This window comes from Pseudomonas cremoricolorata (genome assembly GCF_000759535.1).
Classification (GTDB): domain Bacteria; phylum Pseudomonadota; class Gammaproteobacteria; order Pseudomonadales; family Pseudomonadaceae; genus Aquipseudomonas; species Aquipseudomonas cremoricolorata_A.
Genome location: NZ_CP009455.1, coordinates 3,744,098 through 3,760,634 on the forward strand (window position 1 = coordinate 3,744,098; position 16,537 = coordinate 3,760,634).

The 16,537-nt window shown below is 66.5% G+C and carries 12 protein-coding genes and 1 pseudogene; 5 read left to right on the top strand and 8 right to left on the bottom strand.

Features of this window, described 5'->3' with window-relative positions; all coding sequences use genetic code 11:
• The first annotated feature begins 4 nt into the window (after positions 1–4).
• Entirely contained in the window at positions 5–505 is a 501-nt protein-coding gene (locus tag LK03_RS17035; protein ID WP_038413577.1) for a GNAT family N-acetyltransferase, read from the top strand.
• 10 nt (positions 506–515) lie between these two features.
• On the opposite strand, the gene LK03_RS17040 is transcribed toward LK03_RS17035, so the two are convergent.
• The 8 genes and pseudogenes from LK03_RS17040 to LK03_RS17075 all read right to left on the bottom strand — a co-directional run bounded on the left by LK03_RS17040 (position 516) and on the right by LK03_RS17075 (position 12,195).
• Complete coding sequence (locus tag LK03_RS17040) at positions 516–1,439, bottom strand: pyridoxal-phosphate dependent enzyme (RefSeq protein WP_038413579.1); 924 nt, start codon at positions 1,437–1,439, stop codon at positions 516–518.
• A 55-nt stretch (positions 1,440–1,494) separates the two neighbouring features.
• The gene (locus LK03_RS17045; RefSeq protein WP_038413580.1) at positions 1,495–3,204 is read right to left on the bottom strand and encodes an amidase; all 1,710 of its coding nucleotides are present in this window, start codon (positions 3,202–3,204) and stop codon (positions 1,495–1,497) included.
• Between the two features lie 257 nt (positions 3,205–3,461).
• Positions 3,462–8,330 (bottom strand): annotated as a pseudogene (locus tag LK03_RS22735) (NEL-type E3 ubiquitin ligase domain-containing protein).
• A gap of 94 nt (positions 8,331–8,424) precedes the next feature.
• Positions 8,425–8,691 carry a DUF7693 family protein gene (locus LK03_RS17055; RefSeq protein ID WP_038413581.1) on the bottom strand — a complete coding sequence of 89 codons (267 nt, stop codon included), beginning with the start codon at positions 8,689–8,691 and terminating at the stop codon, positions 8,425–8,427.
• 29 nt (positions 8,692–8,720) lie between these two features.
• Entirely contained in the window at positions 8,721–9,266 is a 546-nt protein-coding gene (locus LK03_RS17060; protein ID WP_038414800.1) for a cupin domain-containing protein, read from the bottom strand.
• A gap of 79 nt (positions 9,267–9,345) precedes the next feature.
• Positions 9,346–10,545 carry an MFS transporter gene (locus tag LK03_RS17065; RefSeq protein WP_038413582.1) on the bottom strand — a complete coding sequence of 400 codons (1,200 nt, stop codon included), beginning with the start codon at positions 10,543–10,545 and terminating at the stop codon, positions 9,346–9,348.
• 67 nt (positions 10,546–10,612) lie between these two features.
• Positions 10,613–11,152 (bottom strand): cytochrome b, encoded by a 540-nt coding sequence (locus LK03_RS17070; RefSeq protein ID WP_038413583.1) that lies wholly within the window; start codon positions 11,150–11,152, stop codon positions 10,613–10,615.
• Positions 11,149–12,195, bottom strand: coding sequence for a catalase family peroxidase (locus LK03_RS17075; protein ID WP_038413584.1), 1,047 nt, complete (start codon positions 12,193–12,195; stop codon positions 11,149–11,151). Before LK03_RS17075 ends, LK03_RS17070 begins: the two co-directional genes overlap by 4 nt.
• 126 nt (positions 12,196–12,321) lie before the next feature.
• Here LK03_RS17075 and LK03_RS17080 point away from each other — a divergent pair, with 126 nt between their 5' ends.
• The 4 genes from LK03_RS17080 (at position 12,322) to LK03_RS17095 (ending at position 16,354) form a co-directional block, all read left to right on the top strand.
• The gene (locus LK03_RS17080) at positions 12,322–12,843 is read left to right on the top strand and encodes a sigma-70 family RNA polymerase sigma factor (protein ID WP_038413586.1); all 522 of its coding nucleotides are present in this window, start codon (positions 12,322–12,324) and stop codon (positions 12,841–12,843) included.
• Positions 12,840–13,592, top strand: coding sequence for an anti-sigma factor family protein (locus LK03_RS17085; protein ID WP_038413587.1), 753 nt, complete (start codon positions 12,840–12,842; stop codon positions 13,590–13,592). Before LK03_RS17080 ends, LK03_RS17085 begins: the two co-directional genes overlap by 4 nt.
• Before the next feature lie 65 nt (positions 13,593–13,657).
• Positions 13,658–14,122 carry a GNAT family N-acetyltransferase gene (locus LK03_RS17090; protein WP_038413589.1) on the top strand — a complete coding sequence of 155 codons (465 nt, stop codon included), beginning with the start codon at positions 13,658–13,660 and terminating at the stop codon, positions 14,120–14,122.
• Positions 14,123–14,251: 129 nt separating this feature from the next.
• Positions 14,252–16,354 carry a putative bifunctional diguanylate cyclase/phosphodiesterase gene (locus tag LK03_RS17095; RefSeq protein ID WP_038413591.1) on the top strand — a complete coding sequence of 701 codons (2,103 nt, stop codon included), beginning with the start codon at positions 14,252–14,254 and terminating at the stop codon, positions 16,352–16,354.
• The last annotated feature ends 183 nt before the right edge of the window (positions 16,355–16,537 follow it).

A 16,537-nucleotide genomic window follows, 5' to 3' on the forward strand; every position in this document is an offset into this window, starting at 1 on the left:
GCCAATGACGCCCTGGACCCTGCATGAAGCCTGCGCCGAACACATCGAGGACATCGTCGAGTTCGTCAACTGCGCACGCAAGGACATGTTTCCCAAGCTTGCCCGTTCACCGATGCCGACCGATCTGCTCGATTTCGCTGGAGTGTATCTGCACGGACAGGGGCATTTTCTCACCGCGCGGGCCGACGGCGCGTTGGTGGCGGTAATCGGTTACGTCCCCTACGACCACCGCTTCGCCCAGCTCGATTACCGAGGGTTGAAGGTGGTGGAGGTGGTGCGGCTGTTCGTGCTGGCGCAATACCGTCGCGGCGGGCTGGCGGCGGCGCTGTTCGCGGCCTTGCGCGAACAGGCACAGCGGATGGGCGTGCAGTGTCTGTATCTGCACACCCATCCGTTCCTGCCGGGGGCCATCGAGTTCTGGCAGCGTCAGGGTTTTGCCATCGTCGACATCGAGCCTGATCCGCTGTGGCAGACCACGCACATGCTGTTACCGCTGACCCCTTGAGCGATGCCGGTCACGCCGGGGTGAGCGCTTCGCGCCAGGCGACGATCTGCTCCGAGGTCGCGGTGGCGCCGCCACAGACCACCACTAGCACGTTCTGCGCCTCGCCCAGGCGTTGGCCATCGTAGGCCAGCGCCAGCGCAGCGCCGCAGGCCGGCTCGACCAGCACGCGGTGATCGTGCAGGAAGCGCTCGCAGGCGCGCACCGCTTGCAGGTCAGTGACCAGATGGCTGCTCACCGGATGCTGACGAGCGCACACGAGCGCTTGCTCGGCCACGCGCTTGGCGCCCAGGGACGTGGCGATCGACTCGATCTGCTTCAGCTCGACCAACGTGTCGATCTGCAACGAGGCATTGAACGAGGCAGCCCCTTCGGTCTCCACCGCCAGCACCGGCACATGCTCCCAGCCATTGCGCTGCAGACCCTCCACCACACCGCTGAGCAAGCCCCCGCCGCCGACCGCCAGCACTACCGCGTCCGGCACCACGCCGGCTTTGGCGACTTCGTCGACCAGGCTGGCGTGGCCGGTCCACAGCAACGGATCGTCGAAGGGATGAATGAACGCTGCGTCTTCACCGACCAGCGTCAGCGCCAGGGCGTTGGCTTCATGCCAACTGCTGCCGTGCACGATCACCTCGGCATCTTCCAGTGCCAGCAAGGTCTTGGCATGGGCGCTGGTGGTTTCCGGCACCACCACGGTCACCGGCAGGCCGAGCTGGCGCCCGGCGTAGGCCACCGCCAGCCCGGCGTTGCCGCCGGACGACGACACGAAGCGCCGCGCACCGCGGGCGAAATGGCTTTCACAGGCGTGGCCGACACCACGCAGCTTGAACGAGCCGCTCGGTTGCAGCGCATCGAGTTTGAGCCAGATACGCCGGCCTGTGGCCTGCGAAAGGGGGCGGGATTCGAGCAGGGGGGTATTGATGTGCAGCGTCATCGACAAATTCCATGTAAAGGGCAGCTCTGGACCATAGCGCTGCCCGGCACAACATTCAACGCGGGGTCAGCGGCGGGGTGCGTGGCGGAATCTGCCGGCGTTGGCCAGTGGCTTCGAAGGCGCACGCATAGCGCAGCAGCGCCGAGTCATCGTAGGCCTTGCCAGCGAAGGTCAGCCCCACCGGCATGCCGATGTCGGCCATCACTCCCATCGGCACCGTTACCGTCGGCACGCCAAGGTGGCGGATCGCCAGGTTGCCGTTGGCCACCCACACGCCGTTGCTCCAGGCGATATCGGCCGAGGCCGGATTGACGTCGGCGTCGGCCGGGCCGACATCGGCCACGGTGGGGAACAGCACGGCGTCCAGGCCAAGCCCCTGCATCCAGTCTTCCAGGTCTTGCTTGCGGGTCTGCTCCAGGCCGCGCAGGCCGGCTTCCAACGACTCGATCTGGTCCCAACGCTTGAGCCCACGTTTGGCCATGTTGACGTATTCGTCCATGCCCGCGGCGAGATCGTCTTCGCGATTGGGCAGGGTGCCGGGCTCGTGGGGGAAGATCAGCGCGCCGTCGACGTCGGCCAGGCGGTTGAGCGCCGGGTCGCCGTTGGCTTGCAGGAAATCATCGAAGGCCCAGCCCGACAGCTCCCACAGCTCGTCATGCAGGAACGCCGGGCTGACGATGCCGCGGTTGTACACGGTGGGCGCGCCGGGGCGGTCGCCTTCGCAGTTGGACACCAGCGGGAAGTCGACCTCGATGACCTCGGCGCCGGCAGCTTCCAGCGCCTGGCGCGCCGCCTGCCAGAGTGCGATGACGCTGGCCCGGGTATGGATGCGCTGGCCGGTCGGGCCGCCAATACCGGGCTTGTCGGCAGTGCCGGCCAGTTCGTCGGCATTGATGTACATGCGCGGCACGCCGAAACGCTTGCCAGCCAAGGCCTCGGCGCCTGCGGCCAGCGCCGGGTAGGAGGGCGGACGGATACGGCTGGCGGGTGGAATGTCGACCCAGGGTTGCAGGCGCCACAGGTCGCCGCGTGGATTGGCGTCATCGGCCACCACGACATCGAGCACCTCCAGCAGGTCGGCCATGCTCCGTGCATAAGGCACCACCACGTCCATGGTCGGCGTCAGCGGCCAGTTGCCACGCACCGAAATCACCCCACGTGAAGGCGTGTAGGCGCACAGGCCATTGTTCGAAGCAGGCCCGCGCCCGCTCGACCAGGTTTCCTCGGCCAGGCCGAAGGCGCTGAAACTGGCCGCCGTGGCGGTGCCCGCCCCGTTGGATGAACCAGAGGCAAACGGTGCGGTGAGATAGGCGGCGTTGTACGGGCTTTCGGCACGGCCATAGACGCCGCGCTGCATGCCGCCATTGGCCATCGGCGGCATGTTGGTCTTGCCCAGGCAGATGGCGCCGGCGGCGCGCAGGCGCTCGACGGTGAAGGCGTCACGTTGCGCCACCAGATGCTCGAATGCCGGGCTGCCGGAGGCGGCGGTCAGGCCCTTGACCAAATAGCTGTCCTTGGCCGTGTAAGGGATGCCGTCGAGTGGCCCGAGCGACTCGCCACGGGCGCGGCGGGCATCGGAGGCGGCGGCTTCGTTGAGTGCTTCAGGATTGCGCACCACCACGGCGTTGAGCGCCGTTGCAGTGCCTTGGCCATCGTAGGCTGCGATACGCGCCAGATAGGCTTCGACCAGTTCAACCGCAGTGGTGCGGCCAGCCACCAGCGCTTCGCGCAGGGCAGCGATGGAAACCTCGGTTACCTCGATCATGGGTTCACCAGACTGTACAGGAGGGACTAATGCCGCGAGTGTACAAGAAGCCCCGGGGTGACGCAGTCGTGCGCGGCAGCAAGGCCTGCTTGCAGGCCGGCACGGAAACGGTGCGTTGCCTGGGTCAGGCCTGCTGCGCAGGCCTTCGCCACTGAAGTCGCTCGTACAGGGGGTAGCGTAGGGCCTTGGTTTGCGGGATATCTGTAAGAGCGACTGGCCGGCAGTGCAGTTCGAGGTTCAGCTCGGCTCTGTTGAGGTCAGGCCGGTCCTTCCTCGAGCGCGCGGGTCAGGCTTTCGAGCAGACCGCGTTCGACCTCTGTGAGTTGGTCGACGATACGGTTGCTGGCCACGCGGAACTGCTCGGAGTTGAGTTCGACGCGCTGCGGCAGGCCAGCATCGTCGAGCAACGACTCGCCCAGGGCTGCCTCTAGCGTGGTACGGACTGACGCAGGCAGCTGTCGGACGGGCTCGGCCCCAGGGTCCAGGCAGTCATCCAGATAGTCCAGGCCGCTGCGCCAGAAATCGGCCAGCGCTTCGAACTGACTGGCGTACGACCTGCGCAGGGTGCGCTGCCAGTGTGGCTGCTCGATCATCCACCCACGTGATGCGGCCAGATCCTGGTCGATCCGGCGTACCTCCTCGGCGACGTTGCGGCGGATCTGATCGTTGAGATAAGCCACTTGCTCGTACAGCATGTCGACGCTGGGTTCCGGGTAGTTCAGCCTCTCGGCCAGCGCCTGGCGCAATGCCAGGCGTATTTCGATGTCGTCGACCAACCCGTCGAGCAACAGTGCGTCGGGCACGGCCTGCGGATCGTCCAGCGGATCGAGGTCAGGCAGGTTGGCCTCATCCCCCGTGACTTCAGCGTCCTGCAGGGCCGCTTTGCGCAGGCCGCGGCGCCAGGCGATACGCTCGGCTAGCACGTTGACCTGTTCGCGCCGGTACTACTGTCGATACAGACGCCATTGCTGGCTCAACGGCTCGCCGCTCAGAGCGATGTCGTGGGTCAGCAGACGCACCTCCAGGGCGCTGAAGGCGTCGCTACCGGCATCGCCGCAGGTGATGGGAAAGGCCTGGGCTTCGGCGTTCAGTTCTTCCAGCAGGGCTGCATCGCCATGAGCGCGCTCCAGCAGCGTCCACACCTGCTGGCGCAGCTTGGCCGGGTGTTGGCGGGCTTCGGCCGAGCGGCTGAGCAACTCCAGGACCTGGGCCAAAGGACGATTGGCGTCCTCTTCGAACAGATCGGCCCAAATGCCCTCCTGGGCGGCACTGGCCGTGCCGCGCCAGACCATCTGCCAGTCCGGCAGATCGGCCGGGTGTTCGAAGACTTGCACGCCGGCGCGGAACAGTCGCGCCCGCAGCGGACCTTCCAGACCGTTGTAGTTCAGGCGCAGGTGCCGACCTGGCACGCGCGCCTGTAAATCGCGGCCAAACGGCGTGTCGAGCAACAGGTCGAGCTCGGGCACTTGATGAATGCGGTTGAGCGACAGATCGATCGCGCGCAGTTGATACTGCGGCTGGCTCATGAGCACGTGCAGCCCTTCGGGAATCGCCTGCAAACCGCAATTGGCCATGGACAGATGACGCAATCGAGCCATGTAGCGCACATTCGGTACCCTCTGCAGCGGATTGAAGTCCAGGCGCAGCAACTGCGGATGAATTACCCGCTCGAAGCGCTCGGCCTGGGCGGCGCTGAACGTCAGGCCGTTGCTGCCCAGGTCAAGGCTGTTCAACGGCAGCTCGGCGAGTACATCGATCGTCGCCTCGTTAAGCACCAGACGGTTGCGGCTCAGGTTCAGTGCGCGCAGACGGCGCAAGCTGCGCAGGCTCTGCAAGGCTGACTCGGGAAGCACCGAGAGCCCGTTGCTCGCCAGGTTGAGATCGAGCAACTGTGGCGCTGCGCGCAGCGCAGTGAACAAAGGACCGGCAGGCAGACCGTAATTTTCCACGATGCGCAACTGCTCAAGGTTGGGGAAGCATTCGAGAAAACTGGCATCGAGTTGCTGCAGGCCTAGCCCCTCCAGGGCCAGCACGCGCACGTGGGGAAAGCGTGCGGTAAGGGCTGGCAAGCGCGGCAGCAGCAGGCGATCGAGCATGAGCACACTTGGCTGTTCTCCTATTTGCCGCCAATTGCGGTTGATTAGCTCGGCGCAGCGCAGACGCTCTTCCTGAATACCGTCGCTGGGGGCGCTCGCTACCCATTCGAACAGGTCATGGACCATTTGTGCGTGTTCGCTTTCCAGTGCGCGCAGCACCTCGACCAAGTCGCCGCGCTGGGCCAGGCGCGCTTGCAGTTCGCCAATCTGGGCGTCGTCCAGTGAGGGATAGAGTGCCTGCAGCCGACGCATCGCCGCTACCCGCAAGCGCCGCGGAACACCACGCCCGCTCAGTGGATAGCCGATGCGTCCATGACTGTACCCCAGCGGCGAACGATAGCCAGGCTTGAGCGGTTGCTGGCCGATCAGCTCGGCGCACAGCTCACGCTCGATGACTGCCCGGCGCCATAACGCAGCGCCGGCAAGCCCTGGCTCACGGGCTTGCAAACCTTCGATGATGAGACTGGTATCGGCATTGGCCAGCGTGGCTTGGTACAGGCCAAGCAGGGCGCGGTCCAGGCGCACCTGTGCCTGTAGCTCACGCGCCTCTTCGAGCACGCGCAGCGGTATGCGCCCGCCTGCCAGCATTCGTTCGGTCTCGCTCAGACTGGCGCCCCGTACGATGGCCCGCACGGCCGCGTTTGGCAGTCCCGGAAACTGGCTGGCCAGACGCTGGCCGGCGGCGTCCAGCGGCGCTTCGCCGGCCGCATACAGACGTTGCTGCAGGGCGCTGTACTGGTTGCGCAGGCTGTCAGCCAGGCGTCGTTGCAAAGCTTGCGGGCGCTGGTCGGCAGGGACCGCTTCAACCTCCAGCACCTGTGGCTCTTCCATTTGCGCAAGCACCACCTCGGCCAGCCGACCGGCTTCGAGCTCGGCGCGGCTGACTTGGATCAGGCGGTCGCCAGGTTCGCGCGGCAAGCGCCCGTACAGCACCGAGTCTCCGGCGCGCTCGCTGCCCTGGAATACCTCCAGCAGGTGATCTTCCGGCCAGCCAGGCAGTTGCACCAGTGAAGGCGCGGCGAAGTTGTCGCCAGCCGGCAGCGGCTGACCGTGTTCGATACGTTGAATGATGTGCTCTACGCGCTGGTCGGCCTCGAGCCGGGCAAGGCCGTCGCTCAGGCGTGCTGGCATGGGCTGGTTGTTCAGGTGCAGTTCTTGCAAGCGCTCACCAGGCAGCCCGGTGGCCTCCCAGGCGGCATTTACTGCGGCGTCGTCCAGCGTGGGGTAGGGCTCGCCAAAACGACGTAGCAAGGTGGCTGTGTCCCAGTCCAGCGGCGATTCCAGGGCCAGTCGCCAGGCACCTGCGCCGTTGTGTTGCAGCGCTGGCGCGTACGCCTGCGGGTCGCGCGGATGACGCAGGTGCCAGGTACCGTCTTCGGCCTGGAACTGCTCGTATAGCTGGCCGTCGATGCGAACCAGCACGCGCTCCCCGACGCTGAATTGCCCCAGCCCATTGGCTTGGGCACCGTCGGGCAGACTGATGTCGCTGGCGTAGCCGGCCAGACTCGGTTGCCACAGCCGTTCGCCGTCGGCCACGCGGATGCTGCGCAGCGCATCGACGAAGCCCGAGCCCTGCAACACCACCCCGCCAGCCACCACGCCACCGGTGACCACCACGTTGAGCACGATCGATTCGAGTTGCGCCATGGCCGTCGCGTTGTCGCCGGCTTCCCAGGCCGAAATGCCCTCGAACACGCTGCCGGTGATCTGCGCCGCGCCGATGGCCAGCATCACGGGATTGAGGGCCGGCACGCACAGGGCAGCGATGTTGAGCACGGTCATGCCAATGTCGAACCAGTACTCGAGGGTTTTCAGGCGCCGGGCCTGGTCGACGTCGGCGGTGGGCACGGCGATGTGCCGTGCATCGCCCTTCAGGCGGATGAGGTGTTTACGTTCGAGTGTGTCCCACACCGGGAACGGCAGAACATGCTCGCTGCTGTCCAGGTGCACGCTGTGACGGGCCACCAGCGGTTGCTCGACCTGGCCGGCGTTTTCATACAGCGCATGCTTGAGATCGCGCATCAGCTCGGCCTGTAGCGCTTGTGGCGCCATGGCTACCAGGCGCTGGCGGAACGCCGGCTCGAGCAAGGCGCTGCGCAGGTGGGCGTAGGCCTGCGACAGCGACGCGAACTCGCGCAGTGGGTCGGCTTCATGGGGCAGGTAAAGCACCACTGATCCGTCATCGTCGGCGCCGGTGCGGGCGATCAGCAGCAGTTCGTGGATCGGCGCGCCGAACAGCGAGATCTGCCAGCAGCGCAGCGCGCGCGCGGCAGGGACGTCGTTGCACAGGCCGTGCAGGGCGAAGGACCAACTGCCGCTGATCAGTGCCTTGAGTGCGGCGACGCGCACCTGCACCCGAAACTCATCCTTACGGGCCTGCACCGCCGTGGCATGAATCGCCTGGGCGTTGTCGCCTTCGCACACCGCTTGCAGGTGCTCCTGGTAGCGCTGACCCAGATCGAGTGCGCGGCACTGCTTGATGAAGGCCGACAGGCTCAGGTCAGGCAGACGCTGAATATCGTTACGGCTGGCTTGCAGGCCGCTGAGACGGGTGGTGTCCTCGATGCCTTCGAAATTGTGCAAGGCGGCTTCGAGCAGGCTGCGCAGTTGTGGCTGGCCCTTGGCGACCACCGGCAGAGAATCGCTCGGCACGCCAGGCCCTGCCGGGGGCGTGCTGGGGCGCTGTACCTCGGTGCCCTGAAAACGGTACTGGGCGGTCAATACCGATGCTTTGATGCCCAGCCCTTGTTGCAGCAGCGGCGCACAGAACGCGCTGATGCCTTGGAGCGGGGTCAGCAGGTGCGTCAGGCGGCTCAGGCTTGCACTGCGCCTCTCGACGGCACGGCGCAGACTTTCCTGGTCGAGGCTGGGCGCATCTCGGTACCACGCGTACTCAACGCCGTTCGAATCAACATAGGGTGCGCGCTGGGCGCCGGTGAGCAGTGGTACGGCGCTGGCCGGCAGGTGCGTGCTCCATTGCGGCAGGGTGCGCAGTATCTGGGCGTGATGCAGAGGGGATGAGTCAGGCATGGCGCGAATCTCCGGGAACGGTGGAGTCGCGATGAAACGTCACCCTCGGATTCGCCAGGCGGTATCCAGTCAATACCCGCGCATGATCGTTTCTTCAGCCGCGCAGCAGATGCTCGATGCGCGTGCGCTCCCACTGGCTGAGCAGTTCGCAAGGATCGCTCCCCGCACGCGGCCAGTGCTCGCTGTCGGCGTGGGCGCCCTCGGCGGTCTGGCAGGCCAGACAACGCGCCAGACCGTGCTCGCCGAGCTCCAGGGTCAGTGACCACGCGTCGATGTCGACCTGTACCCAGGCGTGCTCCAGACGCCGCTCGACCCGCAGTGCGTGAACACCCAGCGCGGCGTCGCGCAGGCGTTGATACACCTCGCGGGCGCTGGGCGGTGGCGGGCGCTTCAGAAGTTGGCCGGGGTATTGGCGCTGATGATCTCGGCCTCGTCGGGGCCGACGTTCTTGAAGGTGTGGGGCAGGGTGGTGGGAATGTAGTAGCCGTCGCCTGCACTGAGCACGCTGACCTGGCCGTCGACCCACAGCTCCACGGTGCCGCGGGTGACCAGACCACACTCTTCGCCCTCGGCATGCACGATCGGCTCGCCGGAATCGGCTCCCGGTGCGTACAGTTCGCGCAACATGCGCATCTGCCGGCCTTCGACACTGGCGCCGACCAGCAGCATGCGCAGACCGTTACGGCCAAGGTCGGGCTGTTCGGCGGCGCGGAAGACGAAACGCTCCTCTCGCGGCGGTTCGTCGAAGCTGAAGAATTCGGCCAACGACATGGGGATGCCTTCGAGCAGCTTTTTCAGCGAACTGACTGACGGGCTGACGCGATTCTGCTCGATCTGGGAAATGGTCGAGTTGGTCAGTCCGCTGCGGCGAGCCAGTTCACGTTGGGAAAGGTTGTTGCGTTCACGCACCAGTTTGAGTCGAGTCCCGGTGTCCATAGCCGCCTTGTTGTCAGAGGTGTCATTCATGAAGGGCGAAACATTAAAACACACTCTCACAGGCGGCGCGCTGCGCGTCTCAGCCTTGGCTGCGGCGCGTACCTGGCCACAGGCCGACCAGCAGCAACGACAACGCCACCGTCAGATACGGCAGGCGTGGATCGAGGTCGTACAGCAGGGTGCCCAGCAGCGGGCCGACCACCGCGCCCATGCCTTGCGCAGCGCTCACCGAGCCTGCGGTGGCACCTTGCTCGGAGGCGTGCATGGCGTTCGCCGCCAACGCCGAGAAGGCCGGGAAGACCATGCCCATGCCCACCGCGGCGATGAACATACACGCCCACAACTGCGGCGCACTGGCCGACCAGGCCGCAGCCGCAAAGCCCAGCGCGGACACACTGGCGCCGACCGCGATCAGCCGCTGTGGCGGCCATTCCAGGCGGCGAATCAGCAACTGGCAGAGAATCAGCGCCACGCCGATGCACGTCAGGGCGATACCTGCCGCCTGCGCCGCTTCAGCGGCTGGCAGGTGCAGGCGATCGAGGGCGAAGAAGCCGACGGTGATCTGCGACAGGGTCACGCAGAGCATGGCGACGAACGCCACCAGTAAAGGCCGGCGCAAGCGCGGGTCGCCCAAGCGCACCGGCAGCGGCGCGTGGGGCATGGCCTGCGACGCAGGCTTGAGGGTGCGCCACAGCACCAGGCAGGCCAGCGCCGGCAGCAGCGACAGCACATAGAACGGCAGGCTCAGGCTGTGCCGAGCGAGCAGCGCCGCCAGTGCCGGGCCCAGCACCAGGCCGACCGCGTTGGCCGCGCCCAGCAGCGCCATGCTGCGGGCGCGCTGCTCGGGCGCCACGTGATCGGCGATCAGCGCGTTGCCAGCCACCGGCAGCGCGGCGTAGAACGCACCGATCAGGCCACGCACCAGCACCAACCCAACGAAGGCAACCCCGGCGCTTGGCAACCAGCGCAGCGCACCGTCGATGAACAGGCACATCAGCCAGTAGGCAACGGTGAAACCTGCACTGCCGATCAACAGCACCCGGCGCCGGCCGTAGCGGTCAGACAGACGCCCCCAGGGCCGCGCCAGCGCGACCCACACCAGGCCCGCCACGGTCACCGCCGCGCCGGCCTGCCAGGTGGCCATGTGCAGCAGACGCGAGATCGGGCCGATCAGGGCCACGAAGGCCATCATCGACAAGGTGCAGGTCATGTTCACCAGCAGCAGCGGACGCAGGTCGAGGGTACTGGCGGGCGAGGTTGAATCGGTAGCGCGGGACATCGGCGGCATTCCATGCAAAACGACAGAACCGCCGATGTTAGTAATACCCGCTTACACTTGTCGAGGATCAGCTTTGAGTGCGGCGTCGCCGCGCACTCGGCAACATGCTCTGCAAGACCCCGTCGCGGCGCACCCAGGCATGCATCAGCGCGGCGCCCAGGTGCAACAGCACCACCGCGAACAGGGCATAGCCCGCCCAGCCGTGAGCCACACGTAGCACGGCGTACAGCTGCAGATCGTGGGGCAGCAGCGCCGGCAGCTCGAGCGGCCGCGGGTAGCCTCCTGCCGAGAGCATCGCCCAGCCCAGCAGCGGCATGCCCAGCATCAGCCCATAGAGCACCAGGTGCGAGGCACCGGCCGCCCAGCGTTGCACCCGGGGCAGGTCGGCCGGCAGCGGCGGATGCGCCACACTCAGGCGCACGGCGATGCGCAGTACCACCAGCGCCAGCAGGGCCAGGCCAGTGGCCTTGTGCAACTCGACCAGCAGCGGGTGGGCGCGGGACAGGTCGCTGACCATGCTGACCCCGATGAACAGCATCGCCACGATCAGCAGCGCCATCAGCCAGTGCAGCAGGCGTGCCAGGGGATGGAAGGTGGTGCGGCTCATGGTCGGCCTCCAGGGCTCAGCGATTCCTGGCTACGGCGGTTGAACGACACCGAGTAGGCGGCCGAGCGCGCTGCCAGGATCGGGTCGGAGGACGCCTGAATCCCGCGCGGCAGAATCAGTGGGTCGAAATTCAGGTCACGGCAGGCGCCTTGCTCTGGCGCATCGACCTGTTCGAGCACCAGCGTGCCGGCGTCGATGCTCGGGCGCTCCTCGGGCCAGGGGCGTGCAGGATCGTCTTCGGCATCGCCCGGGCCGGCCAGGCTCAGGCGTAGGGTCCAGCGCAGCGGGCCTTGGGCCAGACGCTCACGCAGATCGTGTTGCAGCAACAGCGGGTCGTCGACCTTGCCTGGCAACGCGGCGAACGGCGTCTCGGGCAGCAGTTGCCAGCGCACTGCCTGCGCCTTGCCGTTGCGGTCGATCAGGCGGAAGGCGTTGATGCTGTGATAACGCGTGCTGGCGAAGCTGTCGCTGGGTGTGTAGCTGCCCGCCCACTGGCGCCAGGCCGCGCTTTCCGGGTGCGCGGCAAAGAACGCCTGCTGGCGCGCCGGATCGGGCTTGCCAGTGGCCGGGTCAGGCGCATTGGCCAGCACTTGATCATAAAAGCCTTGCACCGTGTTCACCGCCAGCAGTGGCGGGTTGTTCATGCCGGTGCGCCAGGTATCGCCATCATCGGTGCGCAGGTCCAGCGCCAGGCTGCGTACGGGCACCGCGGTATCAGGGGCGAAGGGGTTGGCGCCGCCGATGGCGAAACGGCCGATGACTGGCACCTGTGGCTGGCTGAACACGCGCGCCGTGGAAAGCTGTGCGGCGGCCCCGCTGCTTTGGAAGTAGCCGCTCACGCACAGGCCCTTGGCGTGGTTCTTGCGGTAACCAGGGTGTTGCCCGGCCTGCGCCTCGAACGTGTCGATGATCCGTTGCGGGGTCAGTTTCGGCGTGCCGAGCCAGCCCGCAGCATAGGCGAAAGCGCCAGCCAAGGTGGCCAGGCCAAGGCCGATGGCGGCAAGGCGCACGGCCGCAGCCGAGCCGTGCAGAGGAGTGTTCATGGGCGTGCATTCCGTCAGTCGATGAGCCGGTACGACGCAGGTGCCAGGTATTTATTCCCGCTCAGGGAATACTTTTCTGCCGGCGGCGTCTGCTAGTCACAGACTGCCCGTGTGCCGGAACCGATCATGCATGAGCTGGACGAACATCAATGGCGCGACCTGCTGCAACGCCTGCGGCGCTTTGCCTTGTGGCTGACACGTAACGCCGCCAGCGCCGACGATCTGGTGCAGGCCACGATCGAGCGCGCGCTGACCCGGCGCAGCCAGCAGCACGACCCCGAACGCCTGCGGCCGTGGTTGTTCACCATCCTTTATCGGCTGTTTCTCGATGGCAAACGCCGCGAGCGCCTGCAGGCGCGCTGGCTGGCCTGGTTTGCCCGCCGCGATGACGACGAGCCTGCCAGCAGCGATGACACCGAGCGCCTGGTGCTGGCCCAGGCCGATCTGCAAGCCTTCGCCCGGTTACCGACCCAGCAACGTGCCCTGTTGCTGCTGGTCAGCGTCGAAGGGCTGAGCTACAAGGAGGCCGCCGAGGCGCTGGCGATTCCCATCGGCACGGTGATGTCGCGCTTGTCGCGCGCCCGCGCCGCGCTGCGTGAACTGACCGAAGGCGAACCGCGGCCGCCGGCGCTACGGAGACTGAAATGACCCAGCTGATTCCCAGTGAAGAAGAACTGCACGCCTTCGTCGATGAGCGCCTGGCGCCGGCGCGGCGCGCCGAAGTGCAGGCCTGGCTGGCGGCCAATCCAGCGCAGGCGGCGCGGCTGCGCGGCTGGCAGGACGATGCCCGGCGTCTGCGCGCCGCCCTGGCGGGGGCGAGTGTCCAGTCCCTGGCTGAACCGCTCGACCTCAGGCAGGTGCAACGCAGCCTGCGCCAGCGCCGTCAGCGGCGCCTGGCCAGCGCTGCAGTGCTGCTGCTGGCGGTGGGGCTGGGCGGGCTTGGCGGCTGGCAGGCACGCACCGCGAGCCTGGCCGAGCAACCCTTGCCGATGGCCGATGCGCTGCAGGCCCATCGCCTGTTCGCCCGCAGCGATGCCCTGGATATCCAGGCGCGCGAGCCTGCGCAGTTGCAGCGCTGGCTGGAGGGCCACTTCAGCCAGGTCGGGCAGTTGCCGGACTTGAGCGGCTACGGCCTGCAACCGGTCGGTGCGCGCCTGCTCAGCAATGAGCAAGGCCCGGCGGCGCTGCTGGTGTTCGAAGATGCCCAGGGCCAGCGCATCAGCCTGTTCCTGCGCTTGCCGGGCGAGCATTTTGCGCGCATGCCCAGCGGCCAGCGTAGCGACGGTCCGCTGGAGGCGCGCTACTGGTCCCATGGTGCGTACAACTTCGCACTGGTCAGCGCGGTGGATGATGCCCGCGGTGAGCCATTGCGCCAGGCGCTGGACCTGCGCTTATAACGTTCGTGGGGTGTCGTGGGTGCAGCCCGAGCGTTTACTGTCGCAGGCTGCACAAGGAACCCCGCATGATCGAGATTCGCCCCGCCACCCGCGCCGATGCCCAGGCCGCCTTCGACATTCGTCGAGAGGCCATCCACGCCCGCTGCATCGGCGCCTATTCGCGTGAAGACATGCTCGCCTGGACCGCTGGCGAACTCAGCCCGTGGTACGCCGATCTGGTGGAGCGGCATTTCTACCTCGCCTGTCGTGGCAATGAGGTACTCGGCACCATCATGCTTGGACCACAACCCTGCGAACTGGGCGCCTTGTTCGTCGCCGAGCAGGCGATGGGACAGGGCATCGGCCGACGCCTGGTCGCCCATGTCGAAGGACTGGCGCGTGAGGCCGGCTGGCCGCACTTGCAACTGGACGCGACCCTCAATGCGGCGCCGTTCTACCGCCGCTGTGGCTTCATCGGCGATACACCTGCCTGTTACCAGTCGCCCTCGGGACTCGCTTTGCGCTGTATTCCCATGCGCAAGGCGCTCTAGGACGCGGGCCGCGCTTTTTTTCAGCGCGGGTAGCGCGACAGGTGTAGCATAGTGCCACCATCTAGAACATCAGGCTCTCCCCGATACAGGGGCTGGTATTCCCTTAGCTGATTGCTGCAGGTTGCTCCCATGTCGCTAGTTGCAAGCCCCGACGCCATGTACCGGTTACTGATCCAGAGCGTGGTGGACTACGCCATCTACCTGCTCACCCCCGAAGGCGTGGTCGCCAACTGGAATCCGGGTGCGCAACGGGCCAAGGGCTATAGCGCCGAGGAGGTGGTCGGCCAGCACTATTCGATGTTCTACACCGACGCCGAGCGCCTGGCCGGGCTGCCGGCGCTGAACCTGGAGCGAGCGCGGGTCACCGGCCGCTTCGAAGAACAGGGCTGGCGCCAGCGCAAGGACGGCTCGCACTTCTGGACCAGCGTGGTCATCGAAGCCATCGTCGATGAAGCCAGCGGCACCTTGCTGGGCTTTTGCAAGGTCACCCGCGACATGACCGAGCAGCGCCGTTACGAGCAAGAGCTGTTGCGCGCCAAGGAACTGGCTGAGCAATACAGCCAGGAAATGGCCGGGCTGTCGCAGTTTCTCGATTCGGTGATCGCCAATATCCCGGCCAGCGTGATCGTTCAGGACGCCCGTTCAGAGAAGATTCTGCTCGCCAACCAGCAGGCCGAGCGTCTGTTCGGCGGCCACGGCATGAGCATGATCGGCCTGTTGCCGGCGCAATGCCCGGCGCCGGCCATTGCCGACTACCTGGGCCAGCAACTGTCGCGCGGTGCGCGCAGTGGCCGCGCCTTTGCCGCCGAAACCCGTGTCGACACCGCCGTCGGTTCGCGGACCCTGCGCAGTCGCGCGCTGCTGTGCAACAACGGCAAGGGTCACAGCGACTACGTGCTGTTCGTCGCTGAAGATGCCACCGAGCAACTGGCCGCCCATGCGCAGATCCATCACATGGCCCACCACGATGCGCTGACCGGCCTGCCCAACCGCACGCTGTTCAGCGACCGCCTCACCCAGGCGCTGCTGCGCGGGGAAGAGCAGGGCAAGCTGACCGCAGCACTGTGCCTTGACCTGGACAACTTCAAGAACATCAACGACACCCTCGGTCACGCTTTTGGCGACAAACTGCTGCGTGCCTTGGGCAAGCGCCTGCGCGCCGAGCTGCGCGAGCACGACACCCTGGCGCGTCTGGGCGGCGATGAATTCGCCGTGGTGCTCACCGGCCTGGACAACCGTGAAGCGGCCTGCAACACCGCGCGGCGGCTGATCGCGGCGATCAGCCCGGCGTTCCATATCGAGGGCCATCAGTTCAGCGTCGGTGTCAGCATCGGCGTCGCGCTGTCGCCGGACGACCACCTGCACGCCGAGCCACTGCTGTGCTACGCCGACATGGCGTTGTACGAGGCCAAGCGCAACGGACGCAATCGCTTCGAGTGCTTCCATGTGGGGCTGGATGTCGCCGCGCGTCAGCGCCGTCTGGTAGAAACCGACCTGCGCACTGCGCTGCACTTGAGCCAGTTGCAGATGCACTACCAGCCCGTGGTCGATCACCACCGTGGTTGCGTGACCGGCTATGAGGCGCTGCTGCGCTGGCAGCATCCACAGCGCGGCATGATCATGCCCATGGACTTCATCCCGATCGCCGAGGAAACCGGGCTGATCCACGATATCGGCATCCGGGCACTGAACCTGGCCTGCCAGGAAGCGGCCAGTTGGGACAGCGAGCAGACCGTCGCGGTGAATCTGTCACCGGTGCAGTTCCGTGATGCCAACCTGACCCACATCGTCGCCCTGGCCCTGGCTGACTCCGGCTTGCCCCCCCAGCGCCTGGAGCTTGAGATCACCGAGTCGGTGCTGCTGGGCAACAGTGAAGAGAACGTGCAGACCCTGCGCGCCCTCAAGGCGCTGGGCGTGTCGATTTCCCTGGACGATTTCGGCACCGGCTACTCATCGCTGGGCTACCTGCGCTCGTTCCCGTTCGACCGGATCAAGATCGACAAGTCGTTCGTCCACGACATGTGCGAGAGCCGCGAAGCGATGTCGATCATCCGCGCCATCACCGAGCTGTCCAACAGCCTGATGATCAAGACCACTGCCGAGGGTGTGGAATCGGCCGAGCAGATGCGCCGCCTGGCCGCCGAAGGCTGCTCGCACGTGCAGGGCTATCTGTATGGCCGCCCGGTGCCAGCCAGTGAGCGGCTCATACGGCTGTCCGGCGAAGTCCTTTGACGCGCGCCGGGAACCGAGCGGTCGGGTCTCGCTCTGAGTGAGCAGTGCGCTTGCGCGCGTGCAGCCCCACCTGCACGCGCAAACAGAGTAAGCTGCGCGCCCCGTGTCGCACCGGCGGTGTCCCGAGCCGGTCAGCCCCAGTACAGCCGACGTCGATCGTTCGCGGCGTCCCAACGAGACCTG